The organism is Klebsiella sp. LY (genome assembly GCF_004010915.1).
GTDB classification, from domain to species: domain Bacteria; phylum Pseudomonadota; class Gammaproteobacteria; order Enterobacterales; family Enterobacteriaceae; genus Klebsiella; species Klebsiella quasipneumoniae.
Map to the genome: position 1 here is coordinate 3,547,013 of NZ_CP022444.1, position 19,557 is coordinate 3,566,569.

Sequence of the window (19,557 nt, forward strand, 5' to 3'; positions counted from 1 at the left end):
ATAGACAAAATACAATTCCATATAATCTTTATATTCTACTAATTGTTGATATAAATGGCTATCGAGAATAAGAACTGGGTTTAGGGAAACCACCTCTGACGACGACAACAACAATTGCAACTTGAGATTGACCTGTTGGATGAGTGAATACTTCAATATCATCCTCTATGACTCCCACCGGCGCTGATTTTGACGTTGATTCCAGAACAACCAAAATACCGATACGCTTACCTAATCCAATGGCATAAGCTGCTGTTTGATCGAAATATTTTTGAAAATCCTTGGGGAAAAGAACTTTATTATTTTCAACTTTTAGTTCTATCGGAATGTCTTTAAATGTAAGATCCGTTATCCCGCCAGCAGCCTCTGGATGGCCTTGTAAGTTCTCGCCAATCTCATTCCTACTTCTAAGCATTTCGGCTATTTTACGCTGAAATTTTTGCTCTGATGTGCCAGCAATAAATAAACTAGCTTTAAGAGCTTGTGCTGCAACATTTCCTAAGCCGCCAAGTATAACCATTGTATTAGCAATGTCATCTGAGTGTAATCCAGGGAAAGCTCTTAATATGTTACGAATTTTTATAAGATGCCTATCGACGCTTGAAAATCCAGTTAATGGAGCTTGAGCGGAATCACTCCCTTCAAGTAGTAAGCGCCTATGTCCTACGATAGCAATATTTTGGCAATTACTTAAATTGTCAAACTCGGCAGCATATAGGAATTCGTAAGGTCTCGACCCAAATGAATTTGCCACTTCCAAGACGACACGACCGATCCCTTCAGTGTGAAGGGGCCTTCCCCCTCTGGTTTCTCAAATCTAAAATCAGGCAACCAGTCTCGCTCACGAGCATCAATTGTCACTGGCTTTAATGAGAGGAAATTTGCACTTTTTGGCCAATTTGAAACCCTGACCTCTATGTTAAGGTCATAAGCTGTACCCGGCTTAAGATAATTCCATTGCTGAGCTGGTTCCCCATCAATATCAAACTTTAGAAATGCAACTGTTGATTCTTGTATTTTATTCTCTTTTGCCCCTTTACTAGATATCCCTTGCCTAATCCCCTCAATATTTTTATCGCGAAGATTTGCGAATAAGAGTAGAGGCAATGACCAGCTTGTTAACTGGTCTTGTATTTGTTTTAATGAATCTAATTTACTGATTGAACGGACTTGCTCTATAAATTCATTAAATTGTTTGTTCTCCGAGAGACTCGTCGTCATTTCGATCTCTGATGCTTTTAATTGTGCTGAATTTAAAAACCTTTGAGCATCAGTCTCAGCATTACGTATAGCATGTTTCCACTCAGCTAGAGATACAAATATAGTCATTGCTATGCAATATGCACGATATTGATCCTCAACGTATCCCTGACCGAGCTCATCGAGCGTTTCATTGAGCTTTTGACACGCTTCTTTAAGTTTCACCAAGTCATTCGGAATGGACTTGAGTGCACCATCCAACGCTGCTGCAATCTCAACTCTCGGAGAAAAAGCTTGGCGGAAAATCTCGAAATTTAGCTCGTTCTTCATATTCTTTCTCCAACTCAGCCGTAAGGCCCTTCCATTTTTCAATTAAGTCATTATAGGGTTCGCAAACACTTATGGCATGTTCAATACTAGCTGCTTCTGTAACTAAAGCAGCCTTAAGTTTCCATTGCGTATTTCTTTCATCATTTGGAATTTCTTCCAGTAGTTCCTTTAAACAAACATTTGCAGTTACGTTATCACCACACTTGCTTAACGCAGCCACGTACACTAATGCTTCAATAAATTGTTGAGGTTTAAATGGTTTCAGAGCATTAAATGCTTTTTGGAGATCGTCTTTAGAATTTCGAAGCTCATCATATGGCGCTCTTAATATCACTGAGATGCAGTCATCAATAGAAATACTGCGAGTATACTTATCCTGAATTGCTTTGAGTGCGACTTTGACAAAACCGGGAATATCATCAAAATGGAAACGCAATCGATTAATAGCATCATAAAGTGCACTTCCTTCTAAGATTAATAATATATTAGAAAGAAGCAATCCTATTTTTCCCTTTCTCTCTTCATCTGATAAGCAAAGAGAAGAAAATACGTCAATGCATTCTACAATGAAATTATCTTTTTTATCTTGTTGAGTATAATAGCAAATTAGATTCCACAGCCGGGATCTCACAAGTCCCCGTTTCTCCTCAGGAAAAGATCTACGGCTCAAAGCGCGAACAGCATACTGATGCACCATAACATATTGATCTAATAGCAAGACTGAATATGCTTCGAAGAATAAATCTGGGAAATTCTTCACTAAATCATAGGGAACATTTTCCCACGCTTGTACGGCACGTGCTCGAATCAATGTACTCTCATCCATAAGAGCACGATACCAATCAGAGAGCACTAGTGTTAGGCTGTCAATACCAGTTAATAACTTAGAAACATGGGCAATCATGTTCCCACGCATTTGAGTTTGTTCTTCTGGTAAGCTTCTATAGAGCTGAAGAAAATCATCGATTCCTTCACTCCCTCTAGATTTAGCTCCAATCGCAGCCCATTCAATCAATGCACCCTGTAAGCCATCAATAGCATTACGCTTATTACTTTTATCTAAATGATCTAGAAAACTCTCATTTATTTCTATGATTTTTTCTTTATTCAACGCATCAAATTTCTCGCTTAGCGTTGCAGCCGCTCCGATCAAATCGTCAAAATTATCAACTGCAAGCTCAGTAAATTCGTCCCAAGAGTGCCTAAAGAATTGTCCTGCATCATCCATGCTATCCTCTGGATTTTCCACTGCAGCCCAGAGTAAACGTCTAAAAGCTATTTTTTGCGTCTTTCCTATTTTACTTTTTTTTCTATAGTTATTTCGCAGTACAGATCTGTAAGCTCTATTGGCCTCATGTCTCCCAATATCATCTTTGTCAGCAAGATAGGATTGAATAACTTTATCGCTTTCATCGGGAAATCTATCTAAGCATTTCGTAGCAGCCTCCCGAAGAAAGAAAAGAATGCTGCTATCTCTCCGTTCCTCCGGGAGTAGAGTCCGTCGACGCATCAGCTTAGCAAATATACTTCTAATATGTCTTAGAAGCAGCTCATCATCATCCGATGCAATAATTATCTCAATAGCAAATTGAAATTTTCCCTGGTGAGTATCTTTTATGTATTCATCAACAACATCACAGATATCAGCTTGTCTTTTTTTAAAAAGTGACTGAATGGGGCCTTTATTAAGTACTTTTCGCTTAAATGTACCAATCATCATTCCAGGAGGAGATTCAACAGCCATTCTAACAAAGTGGTAAAGGACTTTTAAGAAATCATCTCCAGATAGATTCTCTGCTTCCAAGAGTATTGCTTCTATAGCAGGTGGACAATATTCGAAGTTGTTTATTAAATATACTGAAATTGCCAGTTTTTCCGCTTGTGATAATTCAGTTCTTATTAAAGCTTTTGCTACTGGCATTGAATATGGTAATTTCTCATGTAACACTGCAGGCAACAAGTGTTCAATTATTTTACTTGTAAATGTCTCAGGTGCCAGATTAGCAAGTTGTTCCAAACGGGGATCGTTGTTCTCTATATCTTCTTGATCGAGTTCATCAAGCAAATCAAGCACAAACGTTTCTTCTAGAGTAAGTGAAAGACGTAATACTGCTCGTTCTTGTTGTCTATTGAGCTGCTTCTGCTTTCTCTGCCTTTCTTCTTCTTTGCGAGCCAAATTTCGTTCTTCGGCAGATTTTTCTCTTGGGCCTACAAACTCTAAAATATTGGGAAATCCCACCGGAACCCGTTGATTACAATGTTTACAGTTCTGTTTATAGAAGCTGTAAACCGAGTCTTCCAGAAGCCAGCTAAGCATTGAACTTTGCTTAACAAATTTGCATTGAACTCCCATGTGACCAATGGGTAACCCTGTTTCAGCCTCAATCATGCTTCTCCCCTCTGATCGAATGAATTCAGAGTGAGAACACCAGTTACTAAGTAGGTGTACAGCACGGAGATTTCGTTGACCAGCTTCGATTGCCTCTTCAAATCTTTTTTTATCTTCAAAATCATCCATTTAGATAACCCTTTATAAGGAATATGTACTCATCTAAAATGCTGTAACCGGATTATTATACCTAAAACAATGAATGCTGTGTATTATGAAATGTGATATAAGTCAATTAGTTACATATAAAAACCAACTCACATCCAAAGGGGTAGTATTTCGAGGTTTGTAGCATCATTAAATGTGAACTTATTTATCGCCCCCTCAAGTTAACCAATAAATAAGTTATAATTTACATATTCTTCTGGGATTTAGAAACCTTATATCTAATAGTTGAGGAAGCTAATAATCAACTTGAGTGTGATTCATAAAAAAATAATTATTCACAGCCCCTCCATTATGGAGGAGCAATAATTGTATATATAGTTTTCCTGTATTCCTAACGATCCAGTTAGGCTTAGAGAAATCTAATTATGAAGCACTCCTGAGAGCACCCCTTCCAACTTTATCAATATAATCCGCATACCACTGCATCATCTCTCTTCGCCCTTCCAGATACAACGCATGGTTATACGTCCCACGAATAGCATTCTTATCAACGTGAGCCAGCTGGGTTTCAATCCCTGCCGTATTGAACCCTTCCTCATGCAAAATCGTACTCATCGTGTGGCGGAAACCATGCCCCGTTACCTTCCCCGTATATCCAATCCGCTTGAACACCTGATTTATACTCGCTTCGCTCATCGTTTTGCGGGGATCATTTCGCCCTGGGAATACCAGTGGATATTGCCCAGTCATCCCTTTGAGCTGTTGTACGATCTCTAGTGCTTGGGTAGAGAGGGGGACAAGGTGAGGCCGTTTCATCTTCATCGGTCGGCAGGAATTTCCCACACCGCTTTCTCAAGATCAAACTCATTCCAGAAAGCACCTCGAAGCTCGCCGGTATAGGATCAGCAAACGTGCTGCAAGAACAACTAACGGGCTTCCTGTGTAGCCTGCGAGGGCTTTAAAGAAGTCTGGTAACTCCTCAACAGTAAGGAAGGGATAATGCTTTGATTCATGCCCTGACATCGCACTGGTTAGATCTGCAGCAGGATTGTATTCCGCGCGTCCAGTAACGATGGCGTAACGAAAAACTTCACTGCAGCGCTGGCGAACCTTCTTAGCCTTCTCTGTCGCGCCACGGCTTTCCATTCGACGCAGCACATTAAGCAGAACCAGCGGTTTGATTTCATTCACCGGCTGCTGGCCGATATAGGGAAAAATATCTTTATTGAAAGCTTCGATAATGTCGGAGGCATAACCTTCTGACCATCGGTTCACCTTTGTTCCGTGCCATTCAAGCGCCACAGCCTGAAACGTATTATTGAGCTGCACATCCCGAACCAGCTTTTCTTATTTCTTGGCAAACGATGGATCAATACCCTCGGCCAGCTTTTTCTTAGCTTCATTGCGCACTGCCCTCGCTTGTGCAAGGGAAACTGCCGGATAGACCCCAAAAGCCATACGCTTCTCTTTTCCATTGAAGCGATATTTCATCCGCCAGTATCGGGAACCAGAGGGAACAACTTCAAGATACAAACCAGCACTATCTGCCAGCTTATAGGCTTTCTCTCTGGGTTTAGCTGCATCTACCTGTCGAGCATTAAGCTTCATTGGGGGCATCTCCCTGGACCGAACACAGAACGCCCCCACTTATGCCCCCAACAGGTGCTTGATTTCGGTTGAATCAAGTTGATAACGGAAGATAAGAACCGGGCTACAAAGCGCAGTATTCTTGGGTTTAATTGATTTCGGTTTACTTGGGAAGAGTTTGAAATGGTGCCGATAATAGGAGTCGAACCTACGACCTTCGATTCCAATAACTTACTTCATAAGTTATTGATTCTTCGAACCGAATGCGCTGCTCATTAAAGGCAAAACTGACACAACTGATCACAGTTGCCCCTGAATAATAGATCGGGGGAAAGATGAAATACAAGCCTAATGCGTATCTTGTTAAAGAAAACTCTTCGGTGTACTCCGTCAAGGTCACCATACCGCATTATATGCGTTCCCTTTTTGGGAATCGAACAGCCTTCATGCGTACAACTGGCACGACAGATATTAGGGAAGCCCGAATCATTCGGGACAGAATCATGCACGAATTTTTCACTCTGCGTGAGCAACTCAAGCCTAAGCCGCAAGGAAATTGCGTTGAGCGCGTCCTGAAGGAACTACGCTCAATCCACCAGTATGTAAACCAGAATGCGGGAATAGACTTCGCAACGGCTCGTGTTTGTCCTTCACTTGTCCAGTTACGTGATGAATTTATTGTTCAGCACAACGACAGGCGTAAGCTGTCTACGCTCAGCAAGTACATTAAAGCGGTTGAAGTCTTTACGGCTCATTTCCGATGCAAGGATTTTCGCTTGCACGACATCAACAGAACAATGGTGACTGATTGGCTCGACATGGCAAAACAAGAGAAAGCTAGTCAAACGCTGGCTAATTACCTTGGTTGTCTGTCCCAGCTTGTGACACTGGCTCAAAACCGTTATCACGACGCGCCAAAAGAGAATGTTTTTACAGGCCATAAACTGGACGTGCGCCATGATCGGGAAAGCTACGAACCCTTTAGCGGTGACGAACTGGCTAAAGTGTATGCGATGCTTGATGAAGAGATGAAAGCCGTTGCGATAGTGGGAATGTATAGCGGTATGCGTCTTAACGAAATCTGCTCTCTGCAAATCAGCAATATCAAAACCGTTGAGGGGGTATGGTGTTTCGAGGTGACGGAAGGTAAGACACGCAATGCGGCTCGCTTGGTTCCAATTCATAGCCGATTGACGACACTCGTTAAAGACCTCGTCCAGAACAACCACAATGGCTTCTTATTCTACCATGCCAGCATCACAGAACGTGCAGATGGCAAGCGCTCAACGTGGCATACGCAGCGATTTACACGGGCTAAGCGTATAGCTTTAGGAGAGCAGGGGACAGAGCGTAAGGTGTTTCATAGTCTCCGGGGAATGTTCGTCAGCCAACTTGATCGGCATGGTGTACCAGAAGACAGGATCGCCCTAATCGTGGGCCATGAGCGAGGCAAAACGGAGAGTTTCAGAACGTACAGCAAGGGCGCGGGGATGATGGAGCTATCAAAATACGTTGAGTTGGTGAGTTATAAATCGTTAGATATCAATTAAGTAAAAACGAAGAGGCCTTACAATCACGTAAGGCCTCTTCGTTTGAAAATGTATAGCCACGCAATCAGCGATTAGTTTTTATCTTCGAGTTTTGAACGCACCCAACTACCTTGATTTTTCATCTTTTCTGGGGTTTTTTTACCCTTAGGCAAAAACATAAGGTCATGATAAATCATAGCCTCAATAACCGCTTTCTCATACCGATCTGGGTCTACCGTTGCCCCTTGAAAGGTCACAATAACTAAAGGGTCTGGGCTACTATCGCTTAATAAACGAGCATGGTATAGCCCAGTGTAGTGCGGAGAGGATCCCGGGGTTTTGTTTGAATCTTTAGCCAAAGGATATACAGCGCGGTCACCATGAACTGCGCTATCATAAATCTCAATGTACCCGTTTTTCTCCCATTCCGTTTGGAGATCTAACAAGTCGTCATCGTAGGATTCTTGCGTTTCCTCATCATAACCAAACTTTATGCTTGTTGAAGCAAATTTCTCAGCCACCTCAACTTTGGAGATGTAAATGCATTTCCCTTTATCCGATGTACTGTTGGACAACTTGATAACCTTCCTCGGTTAAATCTTTACGGCGGAGAGCCTGCAACTGCGCTTTGCGGGCTTCTCTCGAGCCAGTCAAATGAACACTACCACTTGTACGGGCGGCATTCAAAATCTCAACAATCTCTTTTTGTGTTGGAGAGTATTTCATAGGGAACCTCCAGTTAATCTACGCCAATAGTATAAAGCATAACCACTACAAAGAAAAATCTTTAAAAAAACCGGACGGCTTCCCGTCCGGTTAGTTAATCATTCTTTTTCTTTTCTCGCTCAGGTAGTACCTGATAGCGCTGTCGAATCCATGCGTATGGATGCGGTCAAGTAGGCTGGAACGACTACACTCAAGCCGACGCGCCAGCGCTGACATGTTGATAATCGCATCATCGCCCTTGCCATCTAGAATCCACTGCATAAGCGGCATGTTGCCAGTACCGATCAAAGCTAATTTCATGTTGTGTATCTCCTCTTCTTTGCCTCCAGCACCGAAGGTGTCTCGCAATAGCGAGAGTGCTTCGCACCATTAGCCTCGCCAGCAGCGGGGGCAATGCGCCCCCAAAATCGGCTGTCTTACGCTGCGTCGTCCATAGTGACCTTCAGAACGAAGTCTGGACGCATTGGGATCTGAATCTGTGATAACTCACTGACCACCTCATAGTTCATGAACTTATCACGCAGAACGTAATGGTAAGACGGATAAACCGGACCATTAGCAACTTCTGCGTGGCGTGAGGCTGGCGTGCAGTAGGTCATATAAGGTGAAAGGTCGCCTTCAACAACATTGGAGAACGTCGCCAGCATGTAGCCTTCACCATCTGCAATGCCGTATAACGGATCGTCAACTTGAACTACAGTTACGCGCCCAATGTTGTATCGATCATATGCACCCAAAGTGTCAGGGAAAATGATGGCGCGGGAAGTTGCTCCAAATAATGCAGCCTGATATGCGGTTGGGTTACCTTGAATGGCGGTGAAAAGACTCGGACTCGCTAGCAGATAAACCTGCTTGATGCTGGAAGACCAGCCACCCAGATTTTTCTTCAGCAACGTGACAGCGTTCTGCATCTCAGTAATGACGTTGGCACTGGTGCCAGTTTTCACCACAGCAGACGGCTGGTTAATACCCCAGAACTGGTCCCAGTGAATGGTTGGGCCTTCGCGTAAATGCGTGGCTTCAGTCACGTTATGCAGAAGACTCTGCGCCATTGCATATTCAACGTCACGGCGGGTTTGCAGGTAGTGCTTCAGGGTATGATTAGCAACTACATCTTCAGCGGTCATCTGGCGATTTGTCCCTGGTGCCCTTTTGCCCTGCCAATCCTGGCTGGTGATGGTTGAGCTGTAGACATGTAACGGCGCGGTGATAGTCACGTTAGCCGCTTTAGGGAAGTTGATAGCGCTCATTTCAGAACCATAACGGGCAACTGATTTAGTCACTTCACGCTGCACATCTTCCAAAGTGTCGAGTGCGATGATTTGTGTATCACTCGGACGGCTGGTAAAGATCCCCAGACTGGACAGAAGGAACCCCTCACCACTCGGCTTGACGAATTGCCCAGAAAGGTTTGTAAAATCACTTAATTTCATATTGTTATCTCTCCTTGATTAGATAGCGGTGTTTGCGTCAGCAATGCGGTTGCCTTGCTTAACAAGGGCGGCGTAAGCAGCATCTTTTGCAGCAGCCGCTACAACCAGACCCGCCGGGTTGAAAACACATTGGGTATCACTGATAACGAGGCTACGTGCCTCACCTGCGATTTGGTTTTGCAGTGCAACAGCACAGTTATCAGCATCGGCTGCAACATATGCCGCGCCAGTGGTCGGGTTAATCACATCACCACAAGTCACGTCAGCAGCCAGATCGAGGATAACTTCTCGTTTGTGGAAAATCGGACTATCGGTATAAACCAATACATCCTGTGGGGTTTTGCTTTCATATTCGAATGCCATTTTGTATCTCCATACAGTTAAATAGCCTGATATACAGGTAGTTATCGTTATTCGGCAGATTTGCCGGGATTTGGTACAGGTGTAAAAGAGGCCGCCCAGGGGCGACCTTTTTCGCTTCGTGTTCCACGCAGAAAAAACACCCGGAAGCAGGAGCGCCTGCCCCGGTGGTAGAGAAATAAACAGCGTTTATTATTTTTCTGATGGAGAGATTAAGAAGAAGGGAGCACGGCTAACGCCAATTGATGGGCAAGGAGTCTCAAACGCACCGCGCTCGTGCCAGTTTTCGTCTGGCGATGACGGCCTGCGAGGAGGCAGGGCTTTGGCTAATCCCGTCGAGGTGATACCACGGCAGTATTATTTTGTTTCAGTCGGGGTTTGTTGTCCGGCTGAACGAATAAGCGGCTGGCTGGTGCAAAGAGGCTCGTGCAAAGCGTTTCGGAGACCAGCTGCCTGAGAGGTGACACGTAACAATTGGCAGTAGTACGCAGACTCTTTCGAATCTATTAATCACATCTTTTTATTATTTTATCATTAAACCGTTAAATTCGCCATCAATTTAATTGACATCTTGGTTTATTTGTGATTCAAAATAAAAGATTATATCTAACCAGCACCGCTACGTGCTGGTTAGATAATATGTGAATAGCGGTCTGGGTCTGAGGCTACAACCTCGCGGCATTTAACGCGAGCACGTTCGAGAGCGCCCTCATCTATAATGTGAGGTGTAAACGTTCCGGCATTAACCGGGACGGATTTGAGCACTTCTAACTCGGTAGGGGGGTTGCCTTCGGCAAATCTCCCTCGGAGATATTCAGGATGTTGATCCAGAAAGTTATCGGTGACGCCCTTCAGATTATCCCGTGCCTTTTGAAGTTCGTATTCCTCCGGTGTCATGCCATGCATCGCGGCGCACAGAGCATTTCGAATGCTGTTCAGTGTCATTTTTATATTTCCTGTAGAGGTTCAGGCCGTCACGGAGGCATAGGAAAACAGCCATCGACAACGGTAGGCTTGGTAAAATTTCAAATAGGTTCAAAACTGTGCTATCAGGCCGTGCTTTCAGGCAGTAGTTGCCAACCCAGTGTTGACTCGTTGGACCGGATTGATCTGGATAGCCTTATATCTGCTGGTAGACTTTCTTTTGCAGACGCGTTGGTATTCGATTAGTAAGGGGTCGCCTTCATGAGGTAAACGCTGCTCAATAGCGGATTCAGCAACGCCATTCTGCCGGAGGGACATCACCACAGTATATAGATGTAGTCCTCCTAGCACATCACAGATATCAGCGAGTGATTCACCTTGATGAAACATCGTTAGGGCTAGTTTTGCATCTTGAAAGGAATTGCGGTTGGCAAATCGCCTGCATTTCGGATTGTAGGAATTATTATATAAATCAATAACTTTTTCTATCGGCAGGCGCAGCAAAAGTGCTGTTTTCTGGGGGCTATACCCGGCGATGAGCATGGTTTTGCATTTTTTTATTACGTCGCTATCTCGTGCACGATTTTTGAACAGTCTGGTTAAGTCGGGGAGTTGTTCTTCCTGGTCAGCCTGGCGGTTGTTGGTAGTCTGGCAATCGCCAGTTGCTTGCGTACACAATTGTCCTCCGTATTATTAGTATGGGATCTCATTAAACATTTCATCCAGGTTCATCGCATCATCATTGGCAGGTACATCAGCATCGACAGGAATATCCACAACAGGTACGCCGTCGGGTTTTCCAACAGCAGGCGCGGCAGATTCCACAACAGGTTTTTGCTCATTCTTACCGCTCTCTTCGGTTTTTGGCTGATGATTTTTTACGTTCCTACGTCCCTGAGATGCATAAAGGCGTTTAAGCGCCTCTTCATGGTCGTATGACGGCTTGCCGTTCAACAATTTCGGATAGCTGAAAATCAAGTTGTGTTGCTGGCTGACTACTGACCGCACCGTGTAAGAGTGGCTCTTCTGGCTCTCATCAATGATAAGTAGACCAAGTGCTTGAAGAACTTTCAGCCACTTGCTAAGAGTTTTTGGCGTGCATTTACATTTAGTCGCAATATCCCGCTGATCTTCATAGAAATTCTTACCATCAGCACGGTAACTGTTATATTGGTCAAGCATGTAGGTATGAATCTTTTCAAGTTTGTCCTCAATGTTGAAACATTCACCAGTTGCTTTAATTGTGATGGTTTCTGCAAAGAAAAGGAGGCGATCTTCTTCAATCCATAGCTCTGGCTTATTTTGCGATGCTCTGCTGTTCATTATGTTCTCCATTAATATTCCCCAAGGCGGGTAAAGGTTCACCGTTATCAAAAAGATGGGCGGCGATTTCTAGCACTTCGCGTGCAAGGTTTGGAACAGTTGTTCCCCGGCGCTTCGCTTCTTCTAAAAGTCCGGCGTATACGTGCTGTTGAATCTTCAAATTCATATCAAGTTTCCTCCGAATGCATAAAAGTTATCGATCCTGCTTTCGCGGGGAGCGATCAGGATTAGGCGGCCCTATGGCCTGCTTTAATCATATGGTCTGCCGTATTTGCGGCGATTTGTTAGCTCGGCATTGCTGCCAGCGGGTAGAGCTAAGGCGGGTTAAGCTGGGGTTGTCATATCCGGGGTAGTTCGTCCGGTCAAGCTCTCAAGTTCACTACCACATTCAATCATCCTGAGAATCAAAACTTGCTCATCAGCCAGACCGAAGCCTTTGGAGAAGTAGAACTCTTTCCAGGCACTAATAACAGGCTTGATGATTTCCATAACATCACGACCTTTTGCCAACTCTGCTGAGTATGGTTGCAAAATATCACGGATGATTTTTGCATCTTTCGCTTGCTGACGCAGGCGTTTGATGATGTTCATTGCTTCGCGAGTAGCTGGATAGCGCCGATCGGCAACTCTGGAGCCGCCAACGTGAAGTGGTCAACAAAAACTGGCCACCGCGTTAGAGTTTTTCCAGTATCGGTTTTCTGATTCGTTTGGCGGTAACCCACCATTATATTCGTGCGGTCTTAGTGCGCTGTAATATCCAACGATATAGTCCGTTATTGCGTGAGCTGCATCGCTGAAGCTTACATAGCCCGTCGCCGGCACCCATTCGTTCTTCAGACTCCTGAAGAAGCGCTCCATTGGGCTGTTATCCCAGCAGTTTCCACGCCGACTCATACTCTGCCTGATCCGGTATCGCCACAGTAACTGCCGGAACTGCCTGCTCGTATAATGGCTGCCTTGATCGCTGTGGAACATCACCCCGACGGGCTTACCACGGGTTTCCCATGCCATTTCCAGTGCTTTCATGGTGAGCCTGCTGTCCGGCGAGAACGACATGGCCCAGCCCACTGGTTTTCTTGCGAACAGGTCGAGAACAACGGCGAGGTACGCCCAGCGCTTACCCGTCCAGATATAGGTCACATCACCGCACCACACCTGATTTGGTTCCGTTACGGCGAACTGTCGCTCAAGATGATTCGGGATAGCAACGTGCTCATGACCGCCACGCTTATACCGGTGAGTCGGCTGCTGGCAACTGACCAGCCCCAGCTCTTTCATGAGTCTGCCAGCAAGCCAGCGCCCCATCTGGTAACCTCTCTGGGTTGCCATTGTGGCGATGCTTCTTGCTCCGGCAGAGCCGTGGCTGATGCCATGCAGTTCAAGTACCTGACTGCGTAATACAGCCCGTCTGCCGTCTGGCTTTTCAGGACGGTTTTTCCAGTATTTGTAGCTGCTGCGATGAACCCCGAACACATGGCAGAGAGTGGCCACAGGATAACGCGCCCTGAGTTTCCCGATTATCGAGAACTGTTCAGGGAGTCTGACATCAAGAGCGCGGTAGCCTTTTTTAATATTTCATTTTCCATTTCAATACGTTGTAGCTTTTTCCTGAGCTCACGGATTTCAATTTGTTCCGGGGTAATGGGGGAGGCTTTTGGTGTTTTGCCCTGCCGTTCATCACGTAATTGTTTCACCCATCGCGTCATTGTGGAAAGGCCGACATCCATAGCGCTGGCTGCATCTGCCACGGTGTAGTTCTGGTCAACGACCAGTTGAGCGGATTCGCGTTTAAACTCTGCGCTGAAATTTCTTTTTTTCATTATGACACCTGTGTTGTTCTGAGGTGAGCATATCACCTCTGTTCAGGTGGCCAAATTCAGTAAACCACTTCAACGCGAGTTCTGAAACTTCTCAGATTTACTAAAGAGGTGATCTTGTTGTCGATTGCAGAAACAATCTCAGATGCGGTAGCGTTCGAGAAGTCGAACAGGACTGGTTTTGCCATTTAGTCTCCTAGGTCAATTAATATTAGTTTCTTACTTTATTATTATATTATGTCATAAATCACACTTTTTTTCAAGTTTTTTATTGCATCATGGATAAAATTGTGCTATCCAATTTTGGGCTGGACCGCATAGTCCCATAAAGCAACATACAATGTCATTAGCAATTCGTGCTGAATTTAATTATATGTATTGCATTCTTATTTTAGATGGGAAATAATTCAGGGTTACACAAATCGCCCCTGACGCACTCTAAGCGATTCCAAGCCGTAGGCAGTACCTATGGGTTACCTCTACCGTTTAAATGCCGTGTAGCGTGTCTGATGCGCTCTGTGAACCTCCTGTGAAGTCTGAGGGGGGAGCGCCGCCCTCCAAGGGGGGAGTTACGTCGCGTTTAAAGCTCCTGGCTTCATCGAAGCCGTTCACATTGACTGACGCGCTTGCGCTTGTCTTCCACACATATCTGAAGTGGCAGAGCCATTCAGAGCGATAAGACATCACTCCTTAACACCAACTAGTGAACACCAGTTCACCCTGCCTTTGACCTTAAGGTTTTAAAGATCTTAATGGTTTTTATTTGATCTTAATGTGTTGATCTTATTGGTGTGTAACCGTTACCGATGACCCATCTGTAACCATTACCGATGAAAACTTCTTTTCATATGTATTCGTTACCGATGACTTCTGACTGGTACTTCCTGCCGTAACTGAGTAACCTCGTTCAATCAGTGAACAAAAGGAAACATTATGGAATTCATCCAAGGCAAAGACTGCTTTAACGAGATGGCAACTGGAATCTTGGTGAAACTGTTTGCGGACTATCCGGCTTACTCTTCTTTCGAATTTTCAGACTTCGGCTGGAAGCCCAGAGGAGACAGAACTCAGATTGACCTGCTTTGCAACACACTCCAGGCTCTCAGCGATATGGGTTATATCGAAATAATCTCTTCAACCGATATGGACAGCGCCGCCAAGTTAACACCTCGTGGTTTGAATTTACTTCAACAGCAGGCTCCAGGCGTAGGCGATACTGTGATCAACATTCTGAAAGGTGCAGCAGGTGAAACCCGGACAGCGCTCATCGGTGCCATCATCGGTCGGATTTTCGGCGGGAAATAATTGAGCTTAAATACCTGTTAATTGCGGTTAATTGATAGAAAATCCTGTCTGTTGTCGCTGGCTCGCCTGTGGGATTTGGTGATCGTTATATCGAGATGTGCGCAACACATCCAGCACAGACGCGGCTTCGTTAAATCTGTCACCCAGTCGGGTGTTAAACCAGTTTACCGATCCGCCCTTCAATACCGAAAAAATTAATTTTCTTCGAAAAAACAATTGAAAACCCTCCATTCCTGGGCCTGTGAGAGCCTCTCAGCGGGGCGCTGTGATATGGGTGAGGCAGTCACGATTGTGTGGAGATAACGCCGCTACGGGCTTCTGGTGAAACGTAGGAGGGATTGGTGGTGGTGCTCGCGCTGGTGTGGATTTCAGGCAATAAAAAACCCCGCTAAGTGGCGAGGTCAGAGAGACAAGGGGCGTAAAGTTAAATCATTTCAGACGATAGAAAGTAGCCTTGCTGATACCCAACTCCTTTTGAATATCCTTTGGTGGTAAACCGGAGCTAATTAGCTCCTGAACCTGTTCTGGCGTCACTTTGTTAGGTCTACCGCAGTGAACCCCCTCAGACTGAGCACGTTTAATGCCAGCGGTTCTACGCTCTGCGATCAAATCCTTTTCCAGTGAAGCCAGTCCAGCCATCATGGTTAACATCAATTTACCCACAGGTGTTGATAGGTCGAAGCCTTCACGCAAGCTGATAACCTTCACACCTTTAGCCCGTAAAGTCTCAACCGTGGATAATACGTCGATAGTGTTACGGCCTAAGCGGTCTATACCAACCACAATTAAGGTATCACCTTCACGAATGTAAGCCAGAAGGTCACCGAACCCTTTACGCTCTGCCGCCTTCACACTACCGCTTGTGGCTTCATCGCAGTACCACTTGCTAACCTGGTAACCTGCATCAGCAATCTGCTGCTTCTGGTTCTCTACTGTCTGCTCGTTGGTAGACACACGCACATATCCGATGATTGATGTCATGGTAATTTCCCTGTCTCAAAAGTAAGTCTCATTAATATAACTGTCTCAAAACCTAAAATCAAACTTTTAAGACATCATCAGGGCGCATTCTTCTGTTAAGTAAAATAGTCTCAAAAGGAAGTCCTTTTAAGACTGCATAGTAAAGGTTATGCAGCCAGCCTAATGAACCAGGATACCGGGGGCCGGGCCACTAACCCCATCGATATTTCGTAAAGATCCGTAAAGATAGTTGACGGTAGGATCTGTCCGTTAGACACCACAGATGATGTGAAACAGATATTTTTCGGCAGAACATCAGAAGAGGGGGGTGCTTGTTTACATTTTTCTCGTGGGGGGACAGGTGGGTTTCAGGATGTGGCGTGAGCCACACGCCGAAACCTACACTTCATCAAGGTTTCAGCAATCACAGGAGCGCAATTATATACGCTCCTGAAGTGAATCAAAATGATAAAAGGAACTAACGCCCCTTTTTGGTAGAAAAATGATGTTCAATATCTTCACGAAGTTCTTCAGCAGACTTGAAGTCCCGCTCCACTTCTCCATTGTGCGATTTGTATACGCCAGTTTCTTCATTAGCGTACGCTTGGTAATCATCCCCCAGTTGAACAAGGTGATCCTCAAGTAAATTTTCCGGGTTCTTAAAGAGAGGGTCATCACAAAAATCAATCGAAACTTCAATCACTTCTTGCTTGTTATTTTCAACGAGTAAATTTGTGGCATCACACAGAACCTCCAAAACTCGACTGGTACCGCCAAACGTTTCAAGCCCCGCAACTAACGTATTTGAATCAATACCGTCTAGCACTTTCTCATCTTCATTGTATGACATAGTTCTGACCTCGTGATGTGTGACGTTTTATCAAAATAAAACCCACATTACATTAGTGGTAACACTTTTGTGATGCAAGAGTCGATCTCTACCGCCATTGTGATTCGAAGAAAAACTAAGCAGACATTGCCATTTTCGCCTATTTGATTATCAAACGATTCTCGTCATCAAAAGGTGCGATATAGACTAAATTAAACATGTCCCCATTAGATGTCCTAACAGTCAGTTTTTCCCAATCAACAATCGCATGGTCTGGAAGGTTGGGAGTAATCCATGCGCTTTGATATGTTCGATTGCCTTTTAATGTAAAATTACCTTTGGCGGTTAATTCTTGAGCAGGCCCTGCAAGAGGATTCAACTCATACCACCATACCCCTCCATCATTTCTTAAATGTCCATATAGTGGGTTTCCATCAGCATCTTGAATTTGATAAAAATCCTTTAAATCACTCATGTTTCTAACCTACCCCTATTTTTTATTGTCGACGGCAGTAATACCACTGGTCCATTATGATAGATTCTTTACTTAAGCTCAGTTGAGGTGGATGTAACGAGATGTTCCCAAGGTAAATCCTCATTGGCAGGCATCCCAGACAGTGTTCTTGCGTATGACTCAGCCTCGGCATAACTCCCGAAATTTTGGCTGGCGAGACATTCTGAGGAATACGACATAACTACGCTCCACCCTGCATCTCTTTCATAAATAGAGATAATCTTTCCGTCACTTTTCTTCATCTCTTGCATTACTCGTCCCATGACTCCCCCAGTTGAAAGCTTTTTGTTTAGTATATGGAATGTACCATTCATATTATCAATCAAATTCTTTCGAAAGCCAGATTTTAGATAATAGCAGCCATTTAGCGCCGTGATGGGACACCATAAAAGCGCTGTAGGCGCATCATTGGGGGAGGCAGGAACACCAATCGAGACGATCAGTAAGATGCTGAACCACAGCAGCCCAGCAGTCACTATGACGTATCTTGATATTACCCAGGACGAAGTGAACCAGACCTATCAGATGGTGATCTAGGTTCCTCACAGATAATGCGAGACAATTGTTAACTATATGTTGCATATCTCCGCAAAACAGGACTGAGGTCAGCCCCTCCGCTTATGGTGATTGCGCGGCATGAAGCCGCTTAGTTAGTACAAACGATGAAGAAATCAGCATTCGATCAAATTTACATATTTTTTTCAATCTTGTTGAAATCTTCTCCAGGCCTTATGCGACGTGGGCTTGCGAATTATTACCCTTCCGCAACCTCAATTTAACGTCAAAATCAACCCTTGTACTCAAAAGATTCCTTAATAAAATATTGCTTATGTAGTAGGTAGTCATGAGTATTCCACTACATGTAGTACCCTTGCCTAAATTGTAGGCATAAAAAAACCGGGTCCATTTTCACAAACCCGGTCTCTGAAGCATGACCGCCATGAGTTTGCAGACTCATAACGATTGTTAGCCTCATCATCATTTTTGACGACTTGATTGTGCCTGGCTTGGTTGGTCATGTAAACCCTGAAGTTAATGTTGATAAAGGACAAATACATGCCAATTTGCAAACAAGCACACCGTTATAACTCTATTTTCATCAGCTTACCTCATGATCAAGGTGGTGATGGTCGCCACAAATGTTGTGGTTGTGCCTATGATCAGGGGTATCGCGCTGGTCTAGCTCGTACAGGTCAACCTTGGGTTGATTTGGCGGCTCTTCCTGATAGTCAGGCAGGGACTGTGCGTCATAAAAGCCCACAGGCTGCTTTTGCTGAAGGGTATCGTAACGGTGTGAATGATTCTTATCTTCAGGTTATTTAGATTAGAGGAGGCTAAAGCCTCCTCATTTCATTAACTTTTATTTATGAAACCTTCTATATACCATCTGAGGAAATCATTATGTTTGATATTCTTATATCTCATATTGAACAATGGAGTACATTCATAAGTGCAGTCGCAGCAGTATTAACAGCCGTAGCTACATTTTTCCTTTGGCGCGTAACAAAATTACTTGCGAGAGAGACTACCCGAATGGTTGAAGCCTCATCACAGCCAAATATCGTTGTGACTCTTGAACCTAATGCTTGGTCTGTATATTATTTTGATATTAATGTAGCAAATACAGGTAATGCACCAGCTTACAACATCGAAGTTAATTTTGACCCACCTTTGACCAATGCAGAACACAGAGAAGCCAGACAGCACTCTATACCATTCAGAAAAATTAGCATATTGAAGAATGGTCAGGTTTTATCTAGTAACCTCTGTGATTACAATCAGATAAAAGGAAAGACCTATACTGTAACAATCAGTTGGTCAAAGAAAGCCAACTCGTCTGAAAGAGAGGTCAACCAATACGAATATGACATGACCTCATTTGAGGGAGTTACTTATTTAGGTGCACGAAACCCACTGACGCAAATAGCGGACCAGATTAAAAAAATTAGAGATGACTGGAGACCTATTACACAAGGGTCTAAAAAAATTAAAACAGATAACTATAGTTCAAGTGATAGAGAAAAAGAAAGAATAGCATATGACGAGTGGTGTAAAAATGCTCTAGAAGAAAGAGAGAAAAGAAAAGTGAGAAAGTTATAATTAGATAGGACTAATATGCCCTATTTACATAAAGACTAAGCTGAATTGGCTTTTGCACAGGACTCTTTAACTCAATCCAACCCGGATACTTCATGGCATGAATTATTGCATTTAAGCGGCGCT

General features: G+C 44.2%; 22 protein-coding genes and 1 pseudogene. 4 read left to right on the plus strand and 19 right to left on the minus strand.

Going from position 1 to position 19,557, the window contains the following annotated elements:
• Nucleotides 1-58 precede the first annotated feature (58 nt).
• The 4 genes and pseudogenes from CE636_RS29190 to CE636_RS20225 form a co-directional block, all read right to left on the minus strand.
• Nucleotides 59-754 (minus strand): hypothetical protein, encoded by a 696-nt coding sequence (locus CE636_RS29190; RefSeq protein ID WP_206613388.1) that lies wholly within the window; start codon nt 752-754, stop codon nt 59-61.
• Nucleotides 691-1,530 (minus strand): hypothetical protein, encoded by an 840-nt coding sequence (locus tag CE636_RS29195; protein ID WP_017901003.1) that lies wholly within the window; start codon nt 1,528-1,530, stop codon nt 691-693. The genes CE636_RS29190 and CE636_RS29195 overlap by 64 nt, the downstream gene beginning before the upstream one ends.
• The gene (locus tag CE636_RS20220) at nt 1,475-4,048 is read right to left on the minus strand and encodes a hypothetical protein (protein ID WP_032447082.1); all 2,574 of its coding nucleotides are present in this window, start codon (nt 4,046-4,048) and stop codon (nt 1,475-1,477) included. Before CE636_RS20220 ends, CE636_RS29195 begins: the two co-directional genes overlap by 56 nt.
• A 402-nt stretch (nt 4,049-4,450) precedes the next feature.
• A pseudogene (locus CE636_RS20225) lies at nt 4,451-5,635 on the minus strand (tyrosine-type recombinase/integrase).
• Nucleotides 5,636-5,949: 314 nt separating this feature from the next.
• Here CE636_RS20225 and CE636_RS20230 point away from each other — a divergent pair.
• Nucleotides 5,950-7,164 (plus strand): site-specific integrase, encoded by a 1,215-nt coding sequence (locus CE636_RS20230; RefSeq protein WP_017901001.1) that lies wholly within the window; start codon nt 5,950-5,952, stop codon nt 7,162-7,164.
• A gap of 71 nt (nt 7,165-7,235) precedes the next feature.
• Here CE636_RS20230 and CE636_RS20235 read toward each other — a convergent pair whose 3' ends face one another.
• The 11 genes from CE636_RS20235 to CE636_RS20280 all read right to left on the minus strand — a co-directional run bounded on the left by CE636_RS20235 (nt 7,236) and on the right by CE636_RS20280 (nt 13,729).
• The gene (locus tag CE636_RS20235) at nt 7,236-7,718 is read right to left on the minus strand and encodes a hypothetical protein (RefSeq protein ID WP_017901000.1); all 483 of its coding nucleotides are present in this window, start codon (nt 7,716-7,718) and stop codon (nt 7,236-7,238) included.
• Nucleotides 7,696-7,869, minus strand: a complete 174-nt coding sequence (locus CE636_RS28870) for a hypothetical protein (RefSeq protein WP_023286069.1) — start codon at nt 7,867-7,869, stop codon at nt 7,696-7,698. The genes CE636_RS20235 and CE636_RS28870 overlap by 23 nt, the downstream gene beginning before the upstream one ends.
• A 90-nt stretch (nt 7,870-7,959) precedes the next feature.
• Nucleotides 7,960-8,169 (minus strand): hypothetical protein, encoded by a 210-nt coding sequence (locus tag CE636_RS20240; protein WP_017900999.1) that lies wholly within the window; start codon nt 8,167-8,169, stop codon nt 7,960-7,962.
• 116 nt (nt 8,170-8,285) lie between these two features.
• Nucleotides 8,286-9,302 carry a major capsid protein gene (locus tag CE636_RS20245; protein WP_017900998.1) on the minus strand — a complete coding sequence of 339 codons (1,017 nt, stop codon included), beginning with the start codon at nt 9,300-9,302 and terminating at the stop codon, nt 8,286-8,288.
• Between the two features lie 18 nt (nt 9,303-9,320).
• The gene (locus CE636_RS20250) at nt 9,321-9,665 is read right to left on the minus strand and encodes a hypothetical protein (RefSeq protein ID WP_017900997.1); all 345 of its coding nucleotides are present in this window, start codon (nt 9,663-9,665) and stop codon (nt 9,321-9,323) included.
• A 627-nt stretch (nt 9,666-10,292) separates the two neighbouring features.
• Nucleotides 10,293-10,607: a hypothetical protein gene (locus tag CE636_RS20255; protein ID WP_017900996.1), complete on the minus strand. Its 315-nt coding sequence runs from the start codon at nt 10,605-10,607 to the stop codon at nt 10,293-10,295.
• Between the two features lie 117 nt (nt 10,608-10,724).
• Entirely contained in the window at nt 10,725-11,264 is a 540-nt protein-coding gene (locus CE636_RS20260; RefSeq protein ID WP_017900995.1) for a hypothetical protein, read from the minus strand.
• Nucleotides 11,265-11,279: 15 nt separating this feature from the next.
• Nucleotides 11,280-11,909, minus strand: a complete 630-nt coding sequence (locus CE636_RS20265) for a DUF6945 domain-containing protein (protein ID WP_017900994.1) — start codon at nt 11,907-11,909, stop codon at nt 11,280-11,282.
• Complete coding sequence (locus CE636_RS20270; RefSeq protein WP_023286072.1) at nt 11,884-12,075, minus strand: hypothetical protein; 192 nt, start codon at nt 12,073-12,075, stop codon at nt 11,884-11,886. Before CE636_RS20270 ends, CE636_RS20265 begins: the two co-directional genes overlap by 26 nt.
• A 158-nt stretch (nt 12,076-12,233) precedes the next feature.
• Nucleotides 12,234-12,500, minus strand: coding sequence for a hypothetical protein (locus tag CE636_RS20275; protein WP_017900993.1), 267 nt, complete (start codon nt 12,498-12,500; stop codon nt 12,234-12,236).
• Between the two features lie 60 nt (nt 12,501-12,560).
• Nucleotides 12,561-13,729 (minus strand): IS3-like element ISEc52 family transposase gene (locus CE636_RS20280; protein WP_085929673.1). Its coding sequence is split into 2 segments (ribosomal slippage): nt 12,561-13,480 and nt 13,480-13,729, totalling 1,170 coding nucleotides; the frame shifts between segments, so codons are not numbered across the junction.
• 930 nt (nt 13,730-14,659) lie between these two features.
• On the opposite strand from CE636_RS20280, the gene CE636_RS20285 reads away from it, so the two are divergent.
• Nucleotides 14,660-15,031 (plus strand): hypothetical protein, encoded by a 372-nt coding sequence (locus CE636_RS20285; RefSeq protein ID WP_017901345.1) that lies wholly within the window; start codon nt 14,660-14,662, stop codon nt 15,029-15,031.
• 429 nt (nt 15,032-15,460) lie between these two features.
• Here CE636_RS20285 and CE636_RS20290 read toward each other — a convergent pair whose 3' ends face one another.
• The 4 genes from CE636_RS20290 to CE636_RS29415 form a co-directional block, all read right to left on the minus strand.
• Nucleotides 15,461-16,012, minus strand: a complete 552-nt coding sequence (locus CE636_RS20290) for a recombinase family protein (protein WP_017901344.1) — start codon at nt 16,010-16,012, stop codon at nt 15,461-15,463.
• 457 nt (nt 16,013-16,469) lie between these two features.
• The gene (locus CE636_RS20295; protein WP_017901343.1) at nt 16,470-16,841 is read right to left on the minus strand and encodes a hypothetical protein; all 372 of its coding nucleotides are present in this window, start codon (nt 16,839-16,841) and stop codon (nt 16,470-16,472) included.
• 139 nt (nt 16,842-16,980) lie between these two features.
• Entirely contained in the window at nt 16,981-17,295 is a 315-nt protein-coding gene (locus CE636_RS20300; protein WP_127837817.1) for a hypothetical protein, read from the minus strand.
• Nucleotides 17,296-17,363: 68 nt separating this feature from the next.
• Complete coding sequence (locus CE636_RS29415) at nt 17,364-17,810, minus strand: hypothetical protein (protein WP_223171734.1); 447 nt, start codon at nt 17,808-17,810, stop codon at nt 17,364-17,366.
• Between the two features lie 580 nt (nt 17,811-18,390).
• On the opposite strand from CE636_RS29415, the gene CE636_RS20315 reads away from it, so the two are divergent.
• On the plus strand, nt 18,391-18,657 hold the full coding sequence (locus tag CE636_RS20315; RefSeq protein ID WP_071600431.1) for a hypothetical protein: 267 nt from the start codon (nt 18,391-18,393) through the stop codon (nt 18,655-18,657).
• 78 nt (nt 18,658-18,735) lie between these two features.
• Entirely contained in the window at nt 18,736-19,434 is a 699-nt protein-coding gene (locus CE636_RS20320; protein ID WP_023286074.1) for a hypothetical protein, read from the plus strand.
• The last annotated feature ends 123 nt before the right edge of the window (nt 19,435-19,557 follow it).

Excerpts from the sequence above, each read along its gene's own strand:
- CE636_RS20255 (WP_017900996.1), bottom strand. The coding sequence starts at position 10,607 with ATGACACTGAACAGCATTCGAAATGCTCTGTGCGCCGCGATGCATGGC.
- CE636_RS20285 (WP_017901345.1), top strand. The coding sequence starts at position 14,660 with ATGGAATTCATCCAAGGCAAAGACTGCTTTAACGAGATGGCAACTGGA.
- CE636_RS20275 (WP_017900993.1), bottom strand. The coding sequence starts at position 12,500 with ATGAACATCATCAAACGCCTGCGTCAGCAAGCGAAAGATGCAAAAATC.
- CE636_RS20240 (WP_017900999.1), bottom strand. The coding sequence starts at position 8,169 with ATGAAATTAGCTTTGATCGGTACTGGCAACATGCCGCTTATGCAGTGG.
- CE636_RS20250 (WP_017900997.1), bottom strand. The coding sequence starts at position 9,665 with ATGGCATTCGAATATGAAAGCAAAACCCCACAGGATGTATTGGTTTAT.
- CE636_RS20220 (WP_032447082.1), bottom strand. The coding sequence starts at position 4,048 with ATGGATGATTTTGAAGATAAAAAAAGATTTGAAGAGGCAATCGAAGCT.
- CE636_RS28870 (WP_023286069.1), bottom strand. The coding sequence starts at position 7,869 with ATGAAATACTCTCCAACACAAAAAGAGATTGTTGAGATTTTGAATGCC.
- CE636_RS20290 (WP_017901344.1), bottom strand. The coding sequence starts at position 16,012 with ATGACATCAATCATCGGATATGTGCGTGTGTCTACCAACGAGCAGACA.
- CE636_RS29195 (WP_017901003.1), bottom strand. The coding sequence starts at position 1,530 with ATGAAGAACGAGCTAAATTTCGAGATTTTCCGCCAAGCTTTTTCTCCG.
- CE636_RS20270 (WP_023286072.1), bottom strand. The coding sequence starts at position 12,075 with ATGAATTTGAAGATTCAACAGCACGTATACGCCGGACTTTTAGAAGAA.
- CE636_RS20300 (WP_127837817.1), bottom strand. The coding sequence starts at position 17,295 with ATGAGTGATTTAAAGGATTTTTATCAAATTCAAGATGCTGATGGAAAC.
- CE636_RS20265 (WP_017900994.1), bottom strand. The coding sequence starts at position 11,909 with ATGAACAGCAGAGCATCGCAAAATAAGCCAGAGCTATGGATTGAAGAA.
- CE636_RS20320 (WP_023286074.1), top strand. The coding sequence starts at position 18,736 with ATGTTTGATATTCTTATATCTCATATTGAACAATGGAGTACATTCATA.
- CE636_RS20245 (WP_017900998.1), bottom strand. The coding sequence starts at position 9,302 with ATGAAATTAAGTGATTTTACAAACCTTTCTGGGCAATTCGTCAAGCCG.
- CE636_RS20295 (WP_017901343.1), bottom strand. The coding sequence starts at position 16,841 with ATGTCATACAATGAAGATGAGAAAGTGCTAGACGGTATTGATTCAAAT.
- CE636_RS20230 (WP_017901001.1), top strand. The coding sequence starts at position 5,950 with ATGAAATACAAGCCTAATGCGTATCTTGTTAAAGAAAACTCTTCGGTG.
- CE636_RS20315 (WP_071600431.1), top strand. The coding sequence starts at position 18,391 with ATGCCAATTTGCAAACAAGCACACCGTTATAACTCTATTTTCATCAGC.